The organism is Actinomadura sp. NPDC047616 (genome assembly GCF_040642915.1).
GTDB classification, from domain to species: Bacteria; Actinomycetota; Actinomycetes; order Streptosporangiales; family Streptosporangiaceae; genus Spirillospora; species Spirillospora miaoliensis.
This window is the reverse complement of record NZ_JBEYTB010000009.1, coordinates 329450-346221: the sequence shown is the minus strand read 5'-3', so window position 1 is coordinate 346221 and position 16772 is coordinate 329450. Positions and strand designations below refer to the sequence as shown.

Below are 16772 nucleotides of genomic sequence, written 5' to 3'. Positions count from 1 at the left end.
CGTCCCGTGATGCGAGGAGGTGCCCGGTGACGACGACGTTGTCCGGCGGCACGCCGTCCCGGCCCGTTCGGCGCCCGTGGAAGGCGCTGGTCGGCGGTTCGATCGGCAACCTGGTCGAGTGGTACGACTGGTTCGTCTACTCCAGCTTCGCCGTCTACTTCGCGGCCTCGTTCTTCCCCAAGGGGAACTCGACCGCGCAGCTGCTCAACACGATGGGCATCTTCGCCGTCGGGTTCTTCATGCGCCCGGTCGGCGGCTGGCTGCTGGGGCGCCTCGGCGACCGGCGCGGCCGCAAGGCCGCGCTGACCGCCACGGTCACGCTGATGTCGGTCAGCGCGCTGCTGATCGCCATCGCGCCCACCTACGACACCGTCGGCTACTTCGGCGCCGTGGTGCTGCTGGTGGCGCGGCTGCTGCAGGGCCTGTCGGTCGGCGGCGAGTACGCGGCCAGCGCCACGTACCTGACCGAGGCGTCCACCCCCGGGCGGCGCGGCTTCTTCTCCAGCTTCCAGTACGTGTCGATGACCGCCGGCCAGCTCTGCGGGCTCGGCCTGCAGATCCTGCTGCAGCGGACCATGTCGGAGGACACGCTGCACTCCTGGGGCTGGCGGATCCCGTTCATCGTCGGCGCGCTGGGCGCGGCGGTGGTGTTCTACCTGCGCCGCAACCTGCTGGAGACCGAGGCCTACGAGGCCGAGGAGGACGCCGCCGAACCCGCCGAACGCGGCACGCTGCGCGGCCTGTTCCGGCACCGCCGGGAGTTCGCGCTGGTCATCGCCCTGACCATGGGCGGCACGGTGGCGTACTACACCTACACCACCTACCTGACCAAGTACCTGTCCAACACCGCGGGCATGAGCAAGGACGACGCCACGCTGGTCAGCTTCTGCGCGCTGACGGTGTTCATGCTCCTGCAGCCCGCCGCCGGAGCGCTGTCGGACCGGATCGGCCGCCGGCCGCTGCTGATCTCCTTCGGCGTGGGGTCCATGCTGGGCACCGTGCCGATCATGACGGCGCTGCGGGACGTCAGCGGGTTCTGGCCCGCGCTGGCGCTGATGCTGGGCGGCCTGGTCATCGTCACCGGCTACACCTCGATCAACGCGGTGGTCAAGGCCGAACTGTTCCCCACCCACGTGCGGGCGCTCGGCGTGGCGCTGCCGTACGCGCTGGCCAACGCCATGTTCGGCGGGACCGCCGAGTACGTGGCGCTGTGGTTCAAGCAGGGCGGCATCGAGTCCGGGTTCTACTGGTACGTCTCGGGCTGCGCGGCGGTGTCGCTGGTCGTGTACGTGACGATGCGCGAGACGCGGCACGCCGTCCTGTCCCGCGCCGACAAGGCCCCTGCCGCCGAACTGGCGGGCCGCGGCTGACCTGGCGCGAAGCCGGCCTGCGAGCACCTACCCTTGCTCCGGGAAGGGGCAAGGGTAGGTCTGTGCCGGACGGGGTGGGCATGCGGGTGCTGTTGGTCGAGGACGACGACCGGCTCGCCGACGCGCTCACCACGGCCCTGGCCGGGCGCGGCCACCGCGTCGAGCGGGTCGTGCGGGCCGACGACGGGCTGCGGCTGAAGGACCGCTGCGACTTCGTCCTGCTGGACCTCGGCCTGCCCGACATGGACGGCCTGGACATGCTGCGGCGGCTGCGCCGGGTGTCGGCCGTGCCGGTCATCGTGATCACCGCGCGCACCGAGGAGCGGGCCGTGCTGCGCGGCCTGCGCGCCGGGGCCGACGACTACCTGATCAAACCGTTCCGGATCATGGAGCTGCTGGCGCGGATGGACGCGGTGGCCCGCCGCTCCGTCCCGCCGCCCGGCCGGCCCCCCGCGCCCGCCGACCCGGCCGCCTCCGCACCCGAGATCGTCCAGGCCGGGGACGTGCGGATCGACCTGCGTGCCCGCGAGATCACCGTGGCCGGCGCCCCCGTCACCCTGACCCGCCGCGAGTTCGACGTGCTGGCGCTGCTGGCGCGCGAGCCGGGCGTGGTGCGCAGCCGCGAGGAGATCCTGGACGCGGTGTGGGGCGACGCGTTCCTGGCGGCGTCCCGGTCGCTGGACGTGCACATCGCCGGAATCCGGGCCAAGACCGGCCGGCCGGGGCTGGTGCGCACGCTGCGCGGCACCGGCTACCGGCTGGGCGTCGAGGACTGATGCGCCGCCGTCTGCTGCTGACCTACCTGGCGCTGATCGGCGGGCTGGTGCTCGCGCTGGCACTGCCGCTGGCCTGGGCGTACGCCCAGCAGCGCACGGGCGTGCTGCTGCTGGACCGGCGCGCCGACGCCACCCGCCTGGCCGAGCTGACCGACCAGGCCGTCCGCGAGGGCGACACCTCCGTGCTCGTCAGCGAGGTGCGCCGGTACGCCTCCCTGTACGGGGCGGGCGTGGAGGTCCGCGACGACTCGCGCGCCGTGCTGATCCGCTCCGGCACCGTGGACCCGCCCGCCGCCGTGGCGGTGCGGCGCGCCCTGGCCGGGCGCACGACCGAGCGGCTGCCGCTGGTCACCCCGTTCGGCCCCGACCGCGTGGTGGTGGCCGAGCCCGCCGGGCGCGACGCCCAGGTCGTCGGCATGGTGCTGGTCGAGGCGCCGACCATCGACGCCCGCCGCGACATCGCGCTGGTGTGGCTGACCCTGGCCGCCGCCGCTGCCGCCGCGTTCACCCTCGCCGTGGTGGCGGCACGGCGGCTGACCCGCTGGACGCTGCGTCCGGTGGCCGAACTGGACGCCGCCACCGAGGCGATCGCGGCGGGCCGCATGCACGCCCGCGCCGCCGTCGGCGGGCCGGGCCCGTCGGAGCTGCGCCGCCTGGAGGAGCGGTTCAACGCCATGGCCGACGCGGTGTCGGCGGCGCTGGAACGCCAGCGCGCCTTCGTCGCCGACGCCTCCCACGAGCTGCGCACACCGCTGGCCGTGCTGTCGCTGCGGCTGGAGAACCTGCAGCCGCACCTGCGCGACACCGGCGCGGACGAGCACCGGCAGGCCCTGGAGGAGGTCGACCGGCTGGACGCGATGCTGGAGGACCTGCTCACCCTGGCCCGCCTGGAGTCCGGCAGGGGCGCGGCGGCGGCCGGGCCGGTCGACCTGGTCGCCGAGCTGGCGCCCCGGCTCGACGCCTGGGGCGAGGTCGCCGCGGCCCGTACCGTCGGCCTGCGCGCCGACCTGCCGGAACGCCTCACGGCGCACTGCCCGCCCGACACCGCCGGACGCGTCGCCGACATCGCCATCGACAACGCGATCAAGTTCGTGCCGGACGGCGGGCACGTCACCGTGTCGCTGTCGGCCTGCGACGGCGCGGCCGTGCTGCGCGTCGCCGACGACGGCCCCGGCCTGGACCCGGACGAACTGGAGGCCGCGCGGCGCCGGTTCTGGCGGTCGCCCCGCCACGGCAACGTCGAGGGCAGCGGACTCGGCCTCGCCATCGCCGACGAGCTGGCCCGCGCGGGCGGCGGAACCCTCGCGCTGCGGCCCGCCGACCCGCACGGCCTGGTCGTCGAGCTGCGCCTGCCGCTCGACGCGTTCGGTCAGCCGTAGACGGAGCGGTAGTAACGGACGGCGCCCGGGTGCAGCGGCACGGTGCCGGTGCCGATCGCGTACCGCTCGTCCAGGTAGCTGCCGGGCACCTCGGGCCCCGGCAGGCGGTCGCGGGCGTGGAACATCACGCGCGTCACCGTCTCGGCCAGGCCGGGCGACAGGTCGCGGCGCGCCACCAGATAGCTCGGCACCCCCACCGTCGGCACCTCCGCGGCCTGCCGGTACGTCCCCGCGGGCACCGACACCCCCACGTACGTCGGGCCGTGCGCACGGCGCAGCGCCAGGATCAGCCCGTCCAGCGGCACCAGCCGCACCGGCGTGCGGGCGGCCAGGTCGGCGATCGCCTTGGTCGGCACGCCCCCGGACCAGAAGAAGGCCTCCACGTCGCCGCCCGCCAGCGCCGCGCACGACTCGGCCAGGCCCAGCCTGACGGCCCGGACGGGACGCGGCGGCTTGGCCGCCTCCAGCACCCGCTCCCCCACCACGGCCGTGCCCGACCCCTCCGCGCCCAGCGACACGCGGCGTCCCGCCAGGTCGGTGACGCGCCGCACCGGCGAGTCCTCGGCCACCACCAGGTGCGTGTAGTTGAGGTAGATGCGGGCCAGCGCGGTCACCGGCAGGGGCGCGCGGAACGCGCCGTGCCCCGCCACGGCGTCGGCGGCGCTGTCGCTCAGCGCGAGCGCCAGGTCGGCGCGGCCCGCCGCGAGCATCCGCAGGTTCTCCACGCTGGCCGAGGTGGTCAGCACGTCGACGGTCAGGCCGCTGACGCGGCGCCGCAGCTCCTGGGCCAGCCGCCGCGCGAACGGCTCGTACTGGCCGTCGGTCGGGCCGCCCGCCAGGACCAGCCGCCGCCGTCCGCCGCCGGAGCCGTCCGAGCAGCCCGCCGCCAGCGCGGCCGCGGCCGCCGCGGCGCCCAGACGCAGGACGCCGCGGCGGCTCGGCAGGAAGGCTGCGGGCGGCACCCGCCCACGTTACCGTCGGTAGGTGAGGCCGTAGCCGTACGGGAACAGCGGCTTCTTGCCGTCCCCGTGGTTGATCGGCTGCTGGTCGGCACTTCGCATCCACGTCATCGGAAGCCTGCCGGTCGGCCTGGTGACGCCGAACAGCACGTCGGCGACGCCGCGTCCCTCGGTGCCCGGCAGCCAGGACGCCACCAGCGCGTTCCAGCCCGGCAGCTGCGCGGCGACGTCCAGCGGCCGTCCGGACACCAGCACGACGATCACCGGGACGCCGGAGGCGCGCAGCCGCTCGATCGTCGCCAGGTCGCCGGCGTCCAGCCCCATGCCGTCGGGACGGTCGCCCTCGCCCTCGGCGTACGGCAGCTCGCCGACGACGGCGACCGCCGCCCGGTAGGAGCCGTCGATGCCCGAGCCGTCCCGGCTGTAGTCCACGGTGGTGGACGGCCCGGCCGTCTGCCGGATGCCCTGCAGGATCGTGGTGCCGGGCGTGATGTTCCCCGGCGAGCCCTGCCAGGTGATCGTCCAGCCGCCGCTCTGGATGCCGATGTCGTCGGCGGCCCTGCCCGCCACGAAGATCTTGTTGTTGTTCCGGGCGAGCGGCAGCACGCCGCCGTCGTTCTTCAGCAGCACCTGCGACTCGGCCACGGCGCGGCGGGCCAGCGCGCGGTGCCGGTCGCTGCCGACCGTGCGCAGGAGGCGGCGGTCGGTGAACGGCCGCTCGAACAGGCCCAGCTCGAACTTCTTGGTGAGGATGCGCCGGTTGGCGTCGTCGATGCGGGCCATGGACACGTGCCCGGCCTGCACCTCGCCGCGCAGCGTGTCGATGAAGCGGCGCCAGTCCTGCGGCACCATGACCATGTCGATCCCGGCGTTGATGGCGGTGGCGACCTCCTGCGGGGTGAACCCGGGCCGCCCGTCGATCTGGTCGATGCCGTTCCAGTCGGAGACGACGAAGCCGGTGAAGCCGAGCTCCTTCTTCAGCACGTCGGTGACCAGGTAGCGGTGCCCGTGCAGCTTCACGCCGTTCCACGAGCTGAAGGAGATCATCACCGAGCCGACGCCGCGCCGCACCGCCGCCCGGAACGGCGGCAGGTGGATCCGGCGCAGCTCGGCCTCGGAGATCCGGGTGTCGCCCTGGTCGTCGCCGCCGGCGGTGCCGCCGTCGCCGACGTAGTGCTTGGCCGTGGCCAGGATCGACGCGGGGCCGTCCAGCCGCCTGCCCTGGAACCCGTCCACGATCACCGACATGGCGGCGGGCAGCTCGGGGACCTCGCCGAACGACTCGTACGTGCGGCCCCACCGGTCGTCACGGGCCACGCACAGGCACGGCGCGAACGTCCAGTCGACGCCGGTGGCCGCGACCTCCTCGGCGGTGGCGCGGCCGACCTCGCGCACCAAGTCCGGGTCGCGGGTGGCGCCGAGCCCGATGTTGTGCGGGAAGATCGTCGCACCGACCAGGTTGTTGTGGCCGTGCACGGCGTCCACGCCGTAGATCATCGGGATGCGCCGGGGGGTGGCCAGCGCGGCGCGCTGGAACCCGTCGTACATGTCCGCCCACGCCTCGGCCGTGTTGGGGGTGGGCGTCGACCCGCCGCCCGACAGCACCGACCCGATGCGGTGGCGGGTGACGTCGTCGGGGGTGACGCTGCCGCGTTCGGCCTGCGTCATCTGGCCGATCTTCTCGTCCAGCGTCATCCGGGACAGCAGGTCCTCGACGCGGTCGCGCACGGGCCGCCGCGCGTCGAGGTAGCCGGGGCCCGTCGCGGGACGGGCGGTCTGCGCCGCCGCGGGGACGGCGGCACCGGCGCCGGTGAACGCCAGCAGCGCCGCCGCCAGCACGGCGGTCTTCGCCCGGCGGCCGGGCAGGGAACGGGACGGGGAGCGACTCATCTCGCCTCCGGGGTGGGCAACAGCTCAGCGGACCGTGCGTTCCCCTCTCATCGCAGGCAACCTAAGCCCCTCCGTCCCCCGCGACCACCCCCCGTCCACTACCGGCCGCCCCACCCGCCGGACGCCGCCAGCAATGTCTCGGCACCCTTACCCGCGATTTTCACCAATCGTGCTCACTTCAGCACAGACAGTGTTAGCTTGAGGGTCGTGGTGGCCAAGCATGTGAAGCGGGCGTACCTGTACCGCTTCTACCCGACCGAGGAGCAGGCTACTGCGTTGTCGCGCACATTCGGGTGCGTGCGCAAGGTCTACAACCTGGCGTTGCACGCCCGTAGCGAGGCGTGGACGCTACGGCGGGAGCGGGTGGGCTATAACGCCACCTCAGCCATGCTCACAGCGTGGAAGAAGACTCCCGAACTGGCATATCTGAAGGAGGTGTCGTCGGTGCCATTGCAGCAGGCGCTGCGGCACCTGAATGCCGCCTTCATCGCTTTCTGGAACAAACATGCAGGCTATCCGCGGTTCAAAAGCCGCAAGAAGTCCAGAGCATCGGCCGAGTACACCCGTGCGGCGTTTCGCTGGCGCAACGGCGAACTAACGCTGGCGAAGATGGCCGAGCCGCTGCACATCGTGTGGTCACGTCCCCTGCCGGACGGGGCGGAGCCGACCACGGTGACCGTCTCACGCGACAGCGCCGGCCGGTGGTTCGTGTCATTGCTGGTTGAGACCGCCGCGCAGACGTTGCCTCCGGCCACAGGGGCGGTTGGGATCGATGCCGGGTTGGACCACTTGGTCGCCCTTTCCACTGGGGAGAAGGTGGCCAACCCCCGACACGGGCGTCGGGACATGGACCGGCTGGCCCGCGCGCAACGTGCCCTGGCCCGCAAGACCAAGGGCAGCGCGAACCGCGCGAAAGCCGCGCGCAGGGTAGCGCGCATCCATGCTCGGATCGCCGATCGGCGCCGAGATGTGCTGCACAAATTGTCGACTCGGCTCGTGCGTGAGAACCAAACGCTTGTGATCGAGGATCTGGCTGTTCGGAACATGGTCAAGAATCACCGTCTGGCGCGTGCGATCTCGGATGCGGCTTGGCGGAAATTCCGGACGATGTTGGAGTACAAGGCCGCATGGTACGGGCGGAATCTGGTGGTGGTCGACCGCTGGTACCCGTCCTCGAAGCTGTGCTCGGCCTGCGGCGTCTTGGCCGGGGAACTACCTCTGGACGTTCGTGCCTGGACGTGCGTCGGCTGCGGAACGCGCCATGACCGGGATGTCAACGCCGCGAAGAACCTTTTGGCCGCCGGGCGGGCGGTGACAGTCTGCGGAGACGATGTAAGACCTCAACAGGGCTTCTCCCCGCTGAGGCGGTCGTCAGCGAAACAGGAAACCCAGCCCGTGAGGGTTGGAATTCCCTCCCTACGGGAGGGGAGGACGTCAAGAGACCGCCGAACGCGCCAGCGTTCCTATCCGCCGGGGGCGGAGGGTGCGAGATTCGAACTCGCGCAGGGGGGACCCTGACGACGGCTTAGCAAGCCGCTGCCTTACCACTCGGCCAACCCTCCGAGAAAATGAGAAAACCGCCTGTGCGAACTCCGGTCGCCAGGCGGTGCGCAGGTCAGGACGGTGCCGTCACGTCCCGCCGCGTCCGCTGCCAAGACCGGACAGGCTGCGCATTCGGCTACTGTGACGCCGCATCGCCGGCTCCTTCCGTTCTCGGTCTCGCTTGGTACGACAATCAGGTTGCCGCAATTGTTCCCGAGCGTGCAAGACGTTTTCCAGGCCGCCGAATCCGGCGGCGGCGCGAATGGCCGGCGCGGGGCGCGGGCGGTTCCCCGCGGGCGCCCCGCGCCGGTCCGCGGATCGTCTCAGCCGGGGGCTTCGCACGCTTCCCGCAGCGCTCGGAGGGCGTGATAGACGCGGGCCTTGACGACCTCCACCGGAAGCCCGAGCGACGCGGCCGCCTCGTTGACCGACCGCCTGCGGAAGTACGTCTCGGTCAGGATCTCCCGGTGCGCCCACGACAGCGACCGGAACGCCCGCGCGGCGGGCTCGTGCATGGGGGCGGGCGCCATCTGGCCCGCGCTCTTGCCGGTTCGCAGTGCCACACCCAGAACCTCGCATCTCCCGCCACCCCCGGCGATCCTCTTATGGCGGGCTTAAGGAAGCGCTCAGGAGGCTTTATCCCCACCACGTCCGGCCCCGTCCGGCTCCGTCGTTCTGGGAGCCCACTCACCTGCACAAACTAAGGAGGGCCACCAGAGGAGCCGTCCCGGGACAGTCGAGCCGTGTCGACTGAGGTCGACAAGCCTTGGCTCCCGGGACTGGCTCCCCCCTCGCCCCTGGGCCATGGAGACCAACCAAGACCCTCAAGATCAACGCGAATCCGTCCTGACGGCCAAGGTCAACGACCTCGGGACCAGGAAGCCGCTTCCGTCGGTGGAGGATGCTGCACGTCCTGTGTCCCGACCATAATCGCCGCAGGCAAACGTTCGAGTACATCGATGCCGAAATCTCGAATCCCTACCATTGCATATCTGGCACCGGGATTATCAACCACAAGAATAAAAGTTCACAAATCTGAAAGATTTACGGCACGCGCGCGAGGCAACTTACACCACGCATAAGCGCGCAAAATCCCTCGAATGGAAGGTTCGCATCTACAAAGCAGAACAAACAGGCGAACCTGATAACACCACCTCACAGGATAATCATGAATCCAGAGAATATACCCCCTCACGGGAGGCTTGATCCTAATACTATTATCACGAAACAGATGGGGGCCGCCTTGGAGATCAATCAACCCACTAAACGGAAGGAAGGTGTGGTGAAAATAGACACTACAAAGCAATTCCGGGAGAGGATCTCCAACCCCTTTTGCATATGCTCGAAGAAAATCGAAGGGAGCAACCATTTTGCGAGCAATCCAAATTGTGCGCAAGTATTCAGGGAGGCGCTGAGACGAACCTTCCAATACCATTCTCAACTTTCGCCGATTCATCCATATATGGATGGCCTTCGAAAGTTTTATAAGCTTGAGTCCATCATACGCCTGCAACTCAGCTGCCCACTCTTCAACGTACCTGTCTCTGAATTCTACGGATACTGACTTGCCTGCACGACGCACGATCTTAGGTGCAATCCATGCACTCACATCAGCAAGTTCAGCCACGATCAGAGAGGCAACCGCACCCAGAAGAATTCCCAACCAAAACGCAGTGTTCATGTCGCCTCTGGAGAAATTCGCCAAGCTTTCGGCGTCATGCGCTTCAATGCAGACCTCAGGGCATCGCTTGCGGCCACTTCACCGTGGGGCGTGAGTTGATAGTAGCGACGGCGCGGTCGGGCTTCCATCGATGTATCGATGTCCTCCCACCAGGAAGTTACCCAGCCAACTTGCTCCAGTCGGGACAGTATTGGATAAAGCGAGCCTGTTGCCAATTTTGCCTCTTTAGCAATATCAAAGCCATATCTCGGCTCCCTTGGGTCATCCAAGAAAACCTTGAGCACGCTTTGAGTTGCCAACGTCATGCGTGGTTGGCTGCCCATATCGGGACTCTATATAGGGGTCCGGAATGTGTCAACACCCTCCACCTCCGGCAGCCAGACAGTCCGGCACCGCGGGACGACTCACGTTGCGCGTTCCGCTTGCTTCGATCTCTTGTCCATCGACACCATAGAGTGACAACGGTTTTCATCGCCACTTTGGGAGGTTTCGTGAAGGTTGCGTTCGTGGGCAAGGGTGGGAGCGGCAAGACCACGCTGTCTTCGCTGTTCATCCGGCACCTGGCGGCCGAGGGTGTACCGGTCGTCGCGATCGACGCTGACATCAACCAGCATCTCGGCGTCGCGATCGGCATGGGTGAGGAGGATGCGGCAGGCGTGCCGGCGCTCGGGGCGCACCTCACGGAGATCAAGGACTACCTTCGCGGGGACAACCCGCGGATCGCCTCTGCGGCCGAGATGGTCAAGACGACGCCTCCAGAGCGTGGCTCTCGGCTCCTGCGCATCGGAGGTGACGACCCGATCCATGCCCTAGCGCGGGACGTCGGTGGCGTGACGTTCATGGCTACGGGGCAGTTCGACGAGGATGACCTTGGGGTGTCCTGCTACCACGGCAAGACCGGGGCGGTCGAGCTGTACCTCAACCACCTCGTCGACGGTCCTGGGGAGTACGTCGTCGCGGACATGACCGCAGGGGCCGACACGTTCGCCTCTGGTCTGTTCACGCGGTTCGACGTCATGTTCCTGGTGGTCGAGCCGACGAGGAAGGGTGTGGCCGTCTACCGGCAGTACACCGACTACGCGGGCGACTACGGGATCAACATCGCGGTCGTGGGCAACAAGATCCAGTCCAACGACGACATGGCCTTCCTGCGCCAGCACGTGGGAGACGATCTGCTCACGTGCATCGGGCACCTGCCGGCCGTGCGCGCCATGGAGCAGGGGCGCCCGTTCGAACTGGAGGCGCTCGACGCGTCCGCGCGTGAGGTACTGCGGCGGCTTCAGAAGGAGGTCGACGCGCGTCCGAAGGACTGGGCGAAGTTCACCCGGCAGGCCGTCGAGTTCCACCTCAAGACGGCTGAGAGCTGGGGGAACCGCAGCGTCGGAGTGGATCTGTCACAGCAGATCGACCCTGACTTTGTGATGGGTCCGAGCGCGTTCGCCGCTCTCTGAGCGGGCGAAGAGCAAGTGGCGGGTAGGCCGTGGGTGCCGGCCTACCCGCCACTTGCTGTGTGGAGTTGCTTGGTCGGCGCTAGTTCGCCTGGGAGATCAGGGCAACGGCGTTGTCGTCGTACTGCACTGACGCGCCTCCGTTTGCGTGTAGGGCCACGAGGGTGCGCCAATGCAGCCAGCACATCCCGTAGGTGCGGTTGATCGATCTGTCGTTGATGTGGACTGAGATCATCGCCGGGAACGGCAGGTTCGGCGCTCGCAACGCGTGTCTGTGATGCCGGCGGAGACGCGTACTCGGTTGGGTGTGGTCATTGGCGCAGGCGGAGTCGCGCGGCGTCGGTGTAGCGCATCAGGTGGCCGCGTGCTATCAGCAGGTCCCGGAGTGGTGGCCAGTGACCGCGGCAGCGATGCAGCCGGCTTTCGTTCGGCATCATGATCTCAACGGCGCCATCGAGGATGCAGGACGTCCTTGAGGAAGCCAAGAGCGTGCTCAAGGAGGCCAGCAACCCAGAACATCGACTGGGCGCGTACGTGATCCTCGCGATCACGACGGGACTACGGCCAGAGGAGTTGCGCAAACTCCAGTGGAGCGCCGTGGATCTCGACTCCGCGACGCTCTACGTCCTACGCGCTCAGCGGCACAAGGACGAGACCAAGACGCGGCTAAGCCGTCGGGGGCTCGGGATGCCTGATCTCGCCGTGGAGGCCCTCAGAAGCCTCCGTACGAGGCAAGCCGCAGAGCGCCTGCGTGCTGGCGAGGAGTACGCGGATCACGACCTCGTGTTCTGCCGCGAGAACGGAGCGCCCTACGACGCTCCGTCGGTTCGCTGGTGGTTCCGCAAGATCCTCAAGGCCGCAGGGCTCAACGCCAAAGAGTGGTGTCCCCGCGAACTCCGCCACACGTTCGTCTCCATCATGAGCGACCACGGCGTGCCGATCGAGAAGATCAGTCTCCTCGTCGGACACAAGGACACCAAGATCACGGAGACGGTGTACCGCCACCAGCTCAGGCCGGAGATCCGCGACGGCGCCGAGCACATGAACGACATCTTCGGAAGCAAGACAACCAAGTCCGCGTAGGCGTGGCTCCCAGAATGGCTCCCCGGACCTTAATCCGAACGTGAATCACTCCCCTGACCTGCAGCCCAACAAGATCCACATATTGGGGCGGGCTTAAGGAAGCGCTCAGGGACGTTTATCCCGTGCGCGGGGACGCGGGGGCGGGCGGGCTCGGCGGGCGGAGGGGCGTGGGCGTCGGTGCGGTCGCCGTGAACCAGTGGGGCGGTTGGGGAGTCGAACCCCGAGTCAGCCTTCATGCCTATATGTCCCCACGGAGAGAACATGACCGAGCCCGACGTGCTGGGCCGCGCGCTGCTCAAGGCGTTCGCCGACCGCGGCTACGAGGCGATCCTTCCCGACGCCGCCACCGTCGCCGTCACTCTGCCGGACGGCACGCAGGTGAAGGGCGACGTCCAGGAGTGGCGCCGGCACGCCGGGCGCAACTCGATGGCGGCGCTGCCCGGCATCGCCGCCGAGTTCGTCGAGCAGATGGAGAAGAACCTGCGCCGCGACGCCGAGCTGCGCCAGGCGGTGCGCGAGGACGCGCTGCCCGCCGACGACCTGCGCGTGCGGATCTACACCGAGGACGCCCTGCCGCAGGAGGTCTGGGACACGCTGGTCGTCCGGCCGCTGGCGCCCGGCCTGCTGGAGTCCGTGGTCGTCGACTATCCCGACTCCATCTCGCCCCTGCAGAAGTCCGCGCTGGGCGGCACGAGCGCCGACGAGGCGTTCGCGCGGGCGCTGGCGCGGTCGGTGGACGGGGAGCCGCACCACATCATGACGCGCGAGCTGTACGGGGTGCCGCTGACGCACATCAGCGGCGAGCACCGCTACGTCGGCGCGCACATGCACGTGCTGAAGCGCTATGTCGACCCGGCCGCGTCGCCGCACGGGGCGCTGGTGGCCTTCCCGATCCCCGAGCTGCTGCTCGTCCACCCGATCGGGCAGACGCAGATCTTCTCCGCGCTGGAGGCCGTGCAGGCGCTGGCCGCCCGGCACGTGGAGGTCGGCGAGAAGGCGCTCACCCCGCAGGTCTACTGGTGGCGTCCGGGTGCCTACGAGGCGCTGGACGAGGCGGCGGCGCTGGCGGGCGGCGGCGTGCCCGACCTGCGCCCGGTCCGCGTCGAGATCGACAAGGAGAACGCGAGGGCGAGCCTGCTCAGCGACGAGGCGTTCGCCGACCTGGTGCGGCGGCTCCTCGACGAGCAGGGTTAGCCCGGCGCGTTCTCCTCGTGCAGCAGGAGCAGGGCGTATGCGGCCACGGTGGCGTCGTCGGTGATCTCGCCCGCCCGGACCAGGCGCTTGAACTCGGCGCGGGTCACGAACCGCTGCCGCATGTCCTGCTCCTCCGGCTCGCGCGCGTGCTCGCCCGGTGTCAGCCCGGTCGCCAGGAACACGTGGACGCCCTGGCTGCTGGTGCCGTGCGAGCTGTGCAGGCGGCCCAGCGGCGTCATCGTGCCGGCGCGCAGCCCGGTCTCCTCGGCCAGCTCCCGCCGGGCCAGCGCCTCGGGGTCGCCGCCGCGGTGGTCCGGGTGGGAGCCCTGCGGGAAGTTCCACGTCCGCCGCCCGATCGGGTAGCGGTACTCCTCGACCATGTGGAACCCGTCCCGCTCCGCCGGGATGACCAGGGCGTAGTCGTCCTTCTCGATGACCCCGTAGATGCCGCGCGACCCGTCGAGCCGCTGGACGAGGTCCTCGCGGACGGTCATCCACCGGTTCTCGTAGACCACGCGGGAGGACACCCGGCGCACCGCCGGTTCAGGCGTCATGGTCACCTCGCTGCTGTCGTCGCCGTTCCCTCCCATCATGGCCCGGGACGCGCCGGGCCGGGGACGCGCCGCCCCGGCGGGCGCGGGCCTTCGGGCGGCGCGGGGACGATGTGCGAGTGGGCGGACACGCCGGCATGACAGGTGGTTGAATCCACGGATATGTGGCAGTCGTCACACAGAGAGCGGCCGTGGTTGCGGTGGTACCAGCCAGGGGTGCCGGCCGAGCCGACGATCCCGGACGTCGCCGTGCCCCGGCTGCTGGACGACGCCGCCGCGCGGCATCCGCGGCGGCCCGCCCTGATCTTCCACGGCGCCCGGATCCGCTACCGGGAGCTGCGCGAGGCCGTGGACCGGTTCGCCGCCGGGCTGCACCGGCTCGGCGTGCAGCCCGGCGACCGGGTCGCGCTGGTGCTGCCGAACTGCCCGCAGCTGGTCATCGCGTTCTTCGGGGTGCTGCGGCGCGGCGCGATCGCGGTGCCGCACAACCCGCTGTCCACCGCGGAGGAGCTGCGCCACCAGCTCGCCGACTGCGCGCCGCGCGCCGCGGTGGTGCTGGATCGTTCCCTCCCGGCGGTGCGGGCCGCACGGGACGCCGCGCCGCTGGAGCACCTGATCGTCACCTCGATCGGGGACGCGCTGCCCCCGGCGGCGCGGGCGGCGCTGCGGCTGCCGCTGCCGGAGGCCCGGCGGCGCCGCGCGGCGCTGACCGCCGAGGTTCCCGCGGGGCCGGGCGTGGTGCCGTTCGCCGAGCTGCAGCGGCCGGCGGACCGGCGCGTGCGGCAGTTCCGGCTCGACCCGTCGCGGCACCTGGCCGTCATCGCCTACACCGGCGGCACCGAGGCGCGTCCCAAGGGCGCCATGCTCACCCACCGCAACCTGGTCGCCAACGCCTGCCAGCAGCACGCCTGGGACGTGGAGGTCACCGACGGCGGCGAGGTCACCCTGGCCGTGCTGCCGCTCTTCCACACGTTCGGCATGATCAGCTGCCTGGTGGCGCCGGTGCTGAAGGCGGGCTCGGTCGTGCTGCTGCCCCGGTTCGACGGCGAGCGGGTGGTGCGGGCGCTGCGGCGGCACCGTCCCACCGTGTTCCCGGGCGTGCCGACGCTGTACGACCAACTGCTCGACAGTCCGCGGTTCCGCCCGTCCGACCTGGACCCGGTGCGGATCCTGCTGTCGGGCGGCAGCCCGCTGACCGCCGCGACGCTGGGGCGGCTGGACGCGCTGGGGCACGCCGGCCGGCTGATCCAGGCGTACGGGCAGACGGAGGCGTCGCCCGCGCTGACCGCCAACCCGCTCGGCGGCGGCGCCCGCAACGACACCGTGGGCCTGCCGCTGCCGCTGACCGACGCGGTGATCGTCGACCACGGGGACCCGACCCGGCCGCTGCCGCCGGGCGAGCCGGGCGAGCTGGTGGTGCGCGGCCCCCAGGTGTTCGCGGGGTACTGGAACCAGCCGCTGGCCACCGCGCGCGTGCTGTCCAAGGGCTGGCTGCGCACCGGCGACATCGCGGTGATGAGCCCGGACGGCTGGATCACGCTGCTGGAACGCCGCCAGGACATGATCAAGGTGAGCGGGTTCAGCGTCTTCCCCGGCGAGGTGGAGCAGGTCCTGCGCCGCCATCTGGCGGTGTTCGACTGCGCGGTCGTCGGCCTGCCGGACGAGCGGCGCGGCGAACGCGTCGTCGCCTACGTCGTCGAGCACCCCGCCTACCCGTTCTCGGCGGAGGAGCTGCGCCGCCACTGCGCGAGGTACCTGTCGCACTACAAGGTGCCGGCCGAGTTCCGGCCCCGTCAGGATCTGCCGCGCAACGTCCTGGGCAAGGTGGTCCGCCGGCAGTTGCGCGACGCCGCCGCCACCCGCTGACCCGGAAGTTCTCGCCCGGGACCTCCTGGTGAGTGGTTGACTGAGCGGATGCGTCCCCCCGTCGCCCGTTCCCCCCATTCGTCGTCTCCGGCGTTGTTCGAGCGGCTCGCCGAGGTCGGCCGTGCCCGGGCCGCGGGCGGCGACGAGGCGGTGGTGCTGTACGACCGGCACGGGGTGCTGGTGGTGCGGGTCGGTGACGTGGTCGTCAAGGCGCACCAGGCGGACCGTGACGGCGGGCCGCCGCTGGAGCGGCGGATGCGGGTGGCGGCGTCGCTGCCGGCGCTGCTGCTGCCTCCGCTGGACGGGCCGCTGCGGGTGGACGGCCGGGTGGTGACCGTGTGGCCGTACGGGGAGCCGGTCAGCCCGGACGCGGTGCCGTGGGAGGAGGCCGGCCGGCTGCTGGCCGCGCTGCACACGTGTCCGGTTCCGGCCGACGCGCCGCGGTGGGGGCGTCCCGCCCGGGTGGGGCGGCTGGTGCGGCGCCTGCCGGACGGTCCGGAGGCCGCCGAGGTGCGCCGGGCGTTCGCCACCCTCCCGTCGTGGATCCGCGCGGGGGGAGACGACCGCGGCGCGGAGGGCGCCACGCCGCACCGGCTGATCCACGGGGACTGGCATCTGGGGCAGATGGTGCGCACCGGGGAGGGCGGCTGGCGGCTCATCGACGTGGAGGACCTGGGACGCGGCGACCCCGCCTGGGACCTGGCGCGGCCCGCGGCGCTGTTCTCGGCGGGGGTGCTGCCGCCCGGCGACTGGGCCCGTCTCCTGAGCGCCTACCGGGAGGCCGGGGGCCCGGCGGTGCCCGCGGACGGCGACCCGTGGCGGGCCCTGGACCTGCCCGCGCGAACTCTGGCGATCCAGATCGCCGCCACGTGCGTCATATCGGCGCGGGCGGACGGCCGTCCGCTCGACGGGCCCGAGCGGGCGCTCGTCGACACCTGCAGGCGCATCTCCGAGGCGGGACCAGGAATGACGTAGCGTTCGAGCTGCCCTACATTTAGCCCACCTGGGGATTTTTACGGAAGGACGATGAGGC

The 16772-nt window shown here is 70.6% G+C and carries 15 protein-coding genes and 1 tRNA gene; 9 read left to right on the top strand and 7 right to left on the bottom strand.

Annotated features, from left to right (window positions below; translation table 11 throughout):
• Nucleotides 1-26 precede the first annotated feature (26 nt).
• The 3 genes from ABZ801_RS23275 to ABZ801_RS23265 all read left to right on the top strand — a co-directional run bounded on the left by ABZ801_RS23275 (nucleotide 27) and on the right by ABZ801_RS23265 (nucleotide 3525).
• On the top strand, nucleotides 27-1370 hold the full coding sequence (locus ABZ801_RS23275; protein ID WP_344959337.1) for an MFS transporter: 1344 nt from the start codon (nucleotides 27-29) through the stop codon (nucleotides 1368-1370).
• 80 nt (nucleotides 1371-1450) lie between these two features.
• A complete protein-coding gene (locus ABZ801_RS23270) occupies nucleotides 1451-2146 on the top strand; it encodes a response regulator transcription factor (protein WP_360701111.1) in 696 nt (231 codons plus the stop codon).
• Entirely contained in the window at nucleotides 2146-3525 is a 1380-nt protein-coding gene (locus ABZ801_RS23265) for a HAMP domain-containing sensor histidine kinase (RefSeq protein WP_360701108.1), read from the top strand. The genes ABZ801_RS23270 and ABZ801_RS23265 overlap by 1 nt, the downstream gene beginning before the upstream one ends.
• Here ABZ801_RS23265 and ABZ801_RS23260 read toward each other — a convergent pair.
• Nucleotides 3516-4487: a TAXI family TRAP transporter solute-binding subunit gene (locus tag ABZ801_RS23260; RefSeq protein WP_360701105.1), complete on the bottom strand. Its 972-nt coding sequence runs from the start codon at nucleotides 4485-4487 to the stop codon at nucleotides 3516-3518. The genes ABZ801_RS23265 and ABZ801_RS23260 overlap by 10 nt on opposite strands.
• Before the next feature lie 9 nt (nucleotides 4488-4496).
• The gene (locus ABZ801_RS23255) at nucleotides 4497-6374 is read right to left on the bottom strand and encodes a glycoside hydrolase family 3 N-terminal domain-containing protein (RefSeq protein ID WP_360701103.1); all 1878 of its coding nucleotides are present in this window, start codon (nucleotides 6372-6374) and stop codon (nucleotides 4497-4499) included.
• A gap of 210 nt (nucleotides 6375-6584) precedes the next feature.
• Between ABZ801_RS23255 and ABZ801_RS23250 the strand changes: the two genes are divergently transcribed.
• Complete coding sequence (locus tag ABZ801_RS23250) at nucleotides 6585-7892, top strand: RNA-guided endonuclease TnpB family protein (protein WP_360701209.1); 1308 nt, start codon at nucleotides 6585-6587, stop codon at nucleotides 7890-7892.
• Here ABZ801_RS23250 and ABZ801_RS23245 read toward each other — a convergent pair.
• The 4 genes from ABZ801_RS23245 to ABZ801_RS23230 form a co-directional block, all read right to left on the bottom strand.
• Nucleotides 7852-7936, bottom strand: a tRNA-Ser gene (locus ABZ801_RS23245). The genes ABZ801_RS23250 and ABZ801_RS23245 overlap by 41 nt on opposite strands.
• Nucleotides 7937-8239: 303 nt before the next feature.
• Nucleotides 8240-8479, bottom strand: a complete 240-nt coding sequence (locus tag ABZ801_RS23240; RefSeq protein WP_344959329.1) for a sigma factor-like helix-turn-helix DNA-binding protein — start codon at nucleotides 8477-8479, stop codon at nucleotides 8240-8242.
• A gap of 464 nt (nucleotides 8480-8943) precedes the next feature.
• The gene (locus tag ABZ801_RS23235; protein ID WP_360701100.1) at nucleotides 8944-9597 is read right to left on the bottom strand and encodes a hypothetical protein; all 654 of its coding nucleotides are present in this window, start codon (nucleotides 9595-9597) and stop codon (nucleotides 8944-8946) included.
• On the bottom strand, nucleotides 9594-9920 hold the full coding sequence (locus tag ABZ801_RS23230) for a PadR family transcriptional regulator (RefSeq protein WP_360701099.1): 327 nt from the start codon (nucleotides 9918-9920) through the stop codon (nucleotides 9594-9596). The genes ABZ801_RS23235 and ABZ801_RS23230 overlap by 4 nt, the downstream gene beginning before the upstream one ends.
• A gap of 168 nt (nucleotides 9921-10088) precedes the next feature.
• On the opposite strand from ABZ801_RS23230, the gene ABZ801_RS23225 reads away from it, so the two are divergent.
• From ABZ801_RS23225 to ABZ801_RS23215, 3 genes are all read left to right on the top strand, one after another.
• The gene (locus ABZ801_RS23225) at nucleotides 10089-11048 is read left to right on the top strand and encodes an ATP-binding protein (protein WP_360701097.1); all 960 of its coding nucleotides are present in this window, start codon (nucleotides 10089-10091) and stop codon (nucleotides 11046-11048) included.
• Between the two features lie 432 nt (nucleotides 11049-11480).
• Nucleotides 11481-12128, top strand: coding sequence for a site-specific integrase (locus ABZ801_RS23220; protein ID WP_360701095.1), 648 nt, complete (start codon nucleotides 11481-11483; stop codon nucleotides 12126-12128).
• A 261-nt stretch (nucleotides 12129-12389) separates the two neighbouring features.
• Nucleotides 12390-13322 carry a hypothetical protein gene (locus ABZ801_RS23215; RefSeq protein ID WP_360701093.1) on the top strand — a complete coding sequence of 311 codons (933 nt, stop codon included), beginning with the start codon at nucleotides 12390-12392 and terminating at the stop codon, nucleotides 13320-13322.
• On the opposite strand, the gene ABZ801_RS23210 is transcribed toward ABZ801_RS23215, so the two are convergent.
• On the bottom strand, nucleotides 13319-13876 hold the full coding sequence (locus ABZ801_RS23210; protein WP_360701090.1) for an NUDIX hydrolase: 558 nt from the start codon (nucleotides 13874-13876) through the stop codon (nucleotides 13319-13321). The two genes, ABZ801_RS23215 and ABZ801_RS23210, sit on opposite strands and share 4 nt — an antisense overlap.
• Nucleotides 13877-14089: 213 nt before the next feature.
• Here ABZ801_RS23210 and ABZ801_RS23205 point away from each other — a divergent pair, with 213 nt between their 5' ends.
• Both ABZ801_RS23205 and ABZ801_RS23200 read left to right on the top strand, forming a co-directional pair.
• A complete protein-coding gene (locus ABZ801_RS23205) occupies nucleotides 14090-15739 on the top strand; it encodes a long-chain fatty acid--CoA ligase (protein ID WP_360701088.1) in 1650 nt (549 codons plus the stop codon).
• A 48-nt stretch (nucleotides 15740-15787) separates the two neighbouring features.
• Nucleotides 15788-16714, top strand: a complete 927-nt coding sequence (locus tag ABZ801_RS23200; protein WP_360701085.1) for a phosphotransferase — start codon at nucleotides 15788-15790, stop codon at nucleotides 16712-16714.
• The last annotated feature ends 58 nt before the right edge of the window (nucleotides 16715-16772 follow it).

What these genes read in the sequence shown, in the direction of transcription:
- ABZ801_RS23255 (WP_360701103.1), bottom strand. Translation starts at nt 6,374, where the DNA reads ATGAGTCGCTCCCCGTCCCGTTCCCTGCCCGGCCGCCGGGCGAAGACC.
- ABZ801_RS23270 (WP_360701111.1), top strand. Translation starts at nt 1,451, where the DNA reads ATGCGGGTGCTGTTGGTCGAGGACGACGACCGGCTCGCCGACGCGCTC.
- ABZ801_RS23230 (WP_360701099.1), bottom strand. Translation starts at nt 9,920, where the DNA reads ATGGGCAGCCAACCACGCATGACGTTGGCAACTCAAAGCGTGCTCAAG.
- ABZ801_RS23220 (WP_360701095.1), top strand. Translation starts at nt 11,481, where the DNA reads ATGATCTCAACGGCGCCATCGAGGATGCAGGACGTCCTTGAGGAAGCC.
- ABZ801_RS23235 (WP_360701100.1), bottom strand. Translation starts at nt 9,597, where the DNA reads ATGAACACTGCGTTTTGGTTGGGAATTCTTCTGGGTGCGGTTGCCTCT.
- ABZ801_RS23210 (WP_360701090.1), bottom strand. Translation starts at nt 13,876, where the DNA reads ATGACGCCTGAACCGGCGGTGCGCCGGGTGTCCTCCCGCGTGGTCTAC.
- ABZ801_RS23215 (WP_360701093.1), top strand. Translation starts at nt 12,390, where the DNA reads ATGACCGAGCCCGACGTGCTGGGCCGCGCGCTGCTCAAGGCGTTCGCC.
- ABZ801_RS23265 (WP_360701108.1), top strand. Translation starts at nt 2,146, where the DNA reads ATGCGCCGCCGTCTGCTGCTGACCTACCTGGCGCTGATCGGCGGGCTG.
- ABZ801_RS23200 (WP_360701085.1), top strand. Translation starts at nt 15,788, where the DNA reads ATGCGTCCCCCCGTCGCCCGTTCCCCCCATTCGTCGTCTCCGGCGTTG.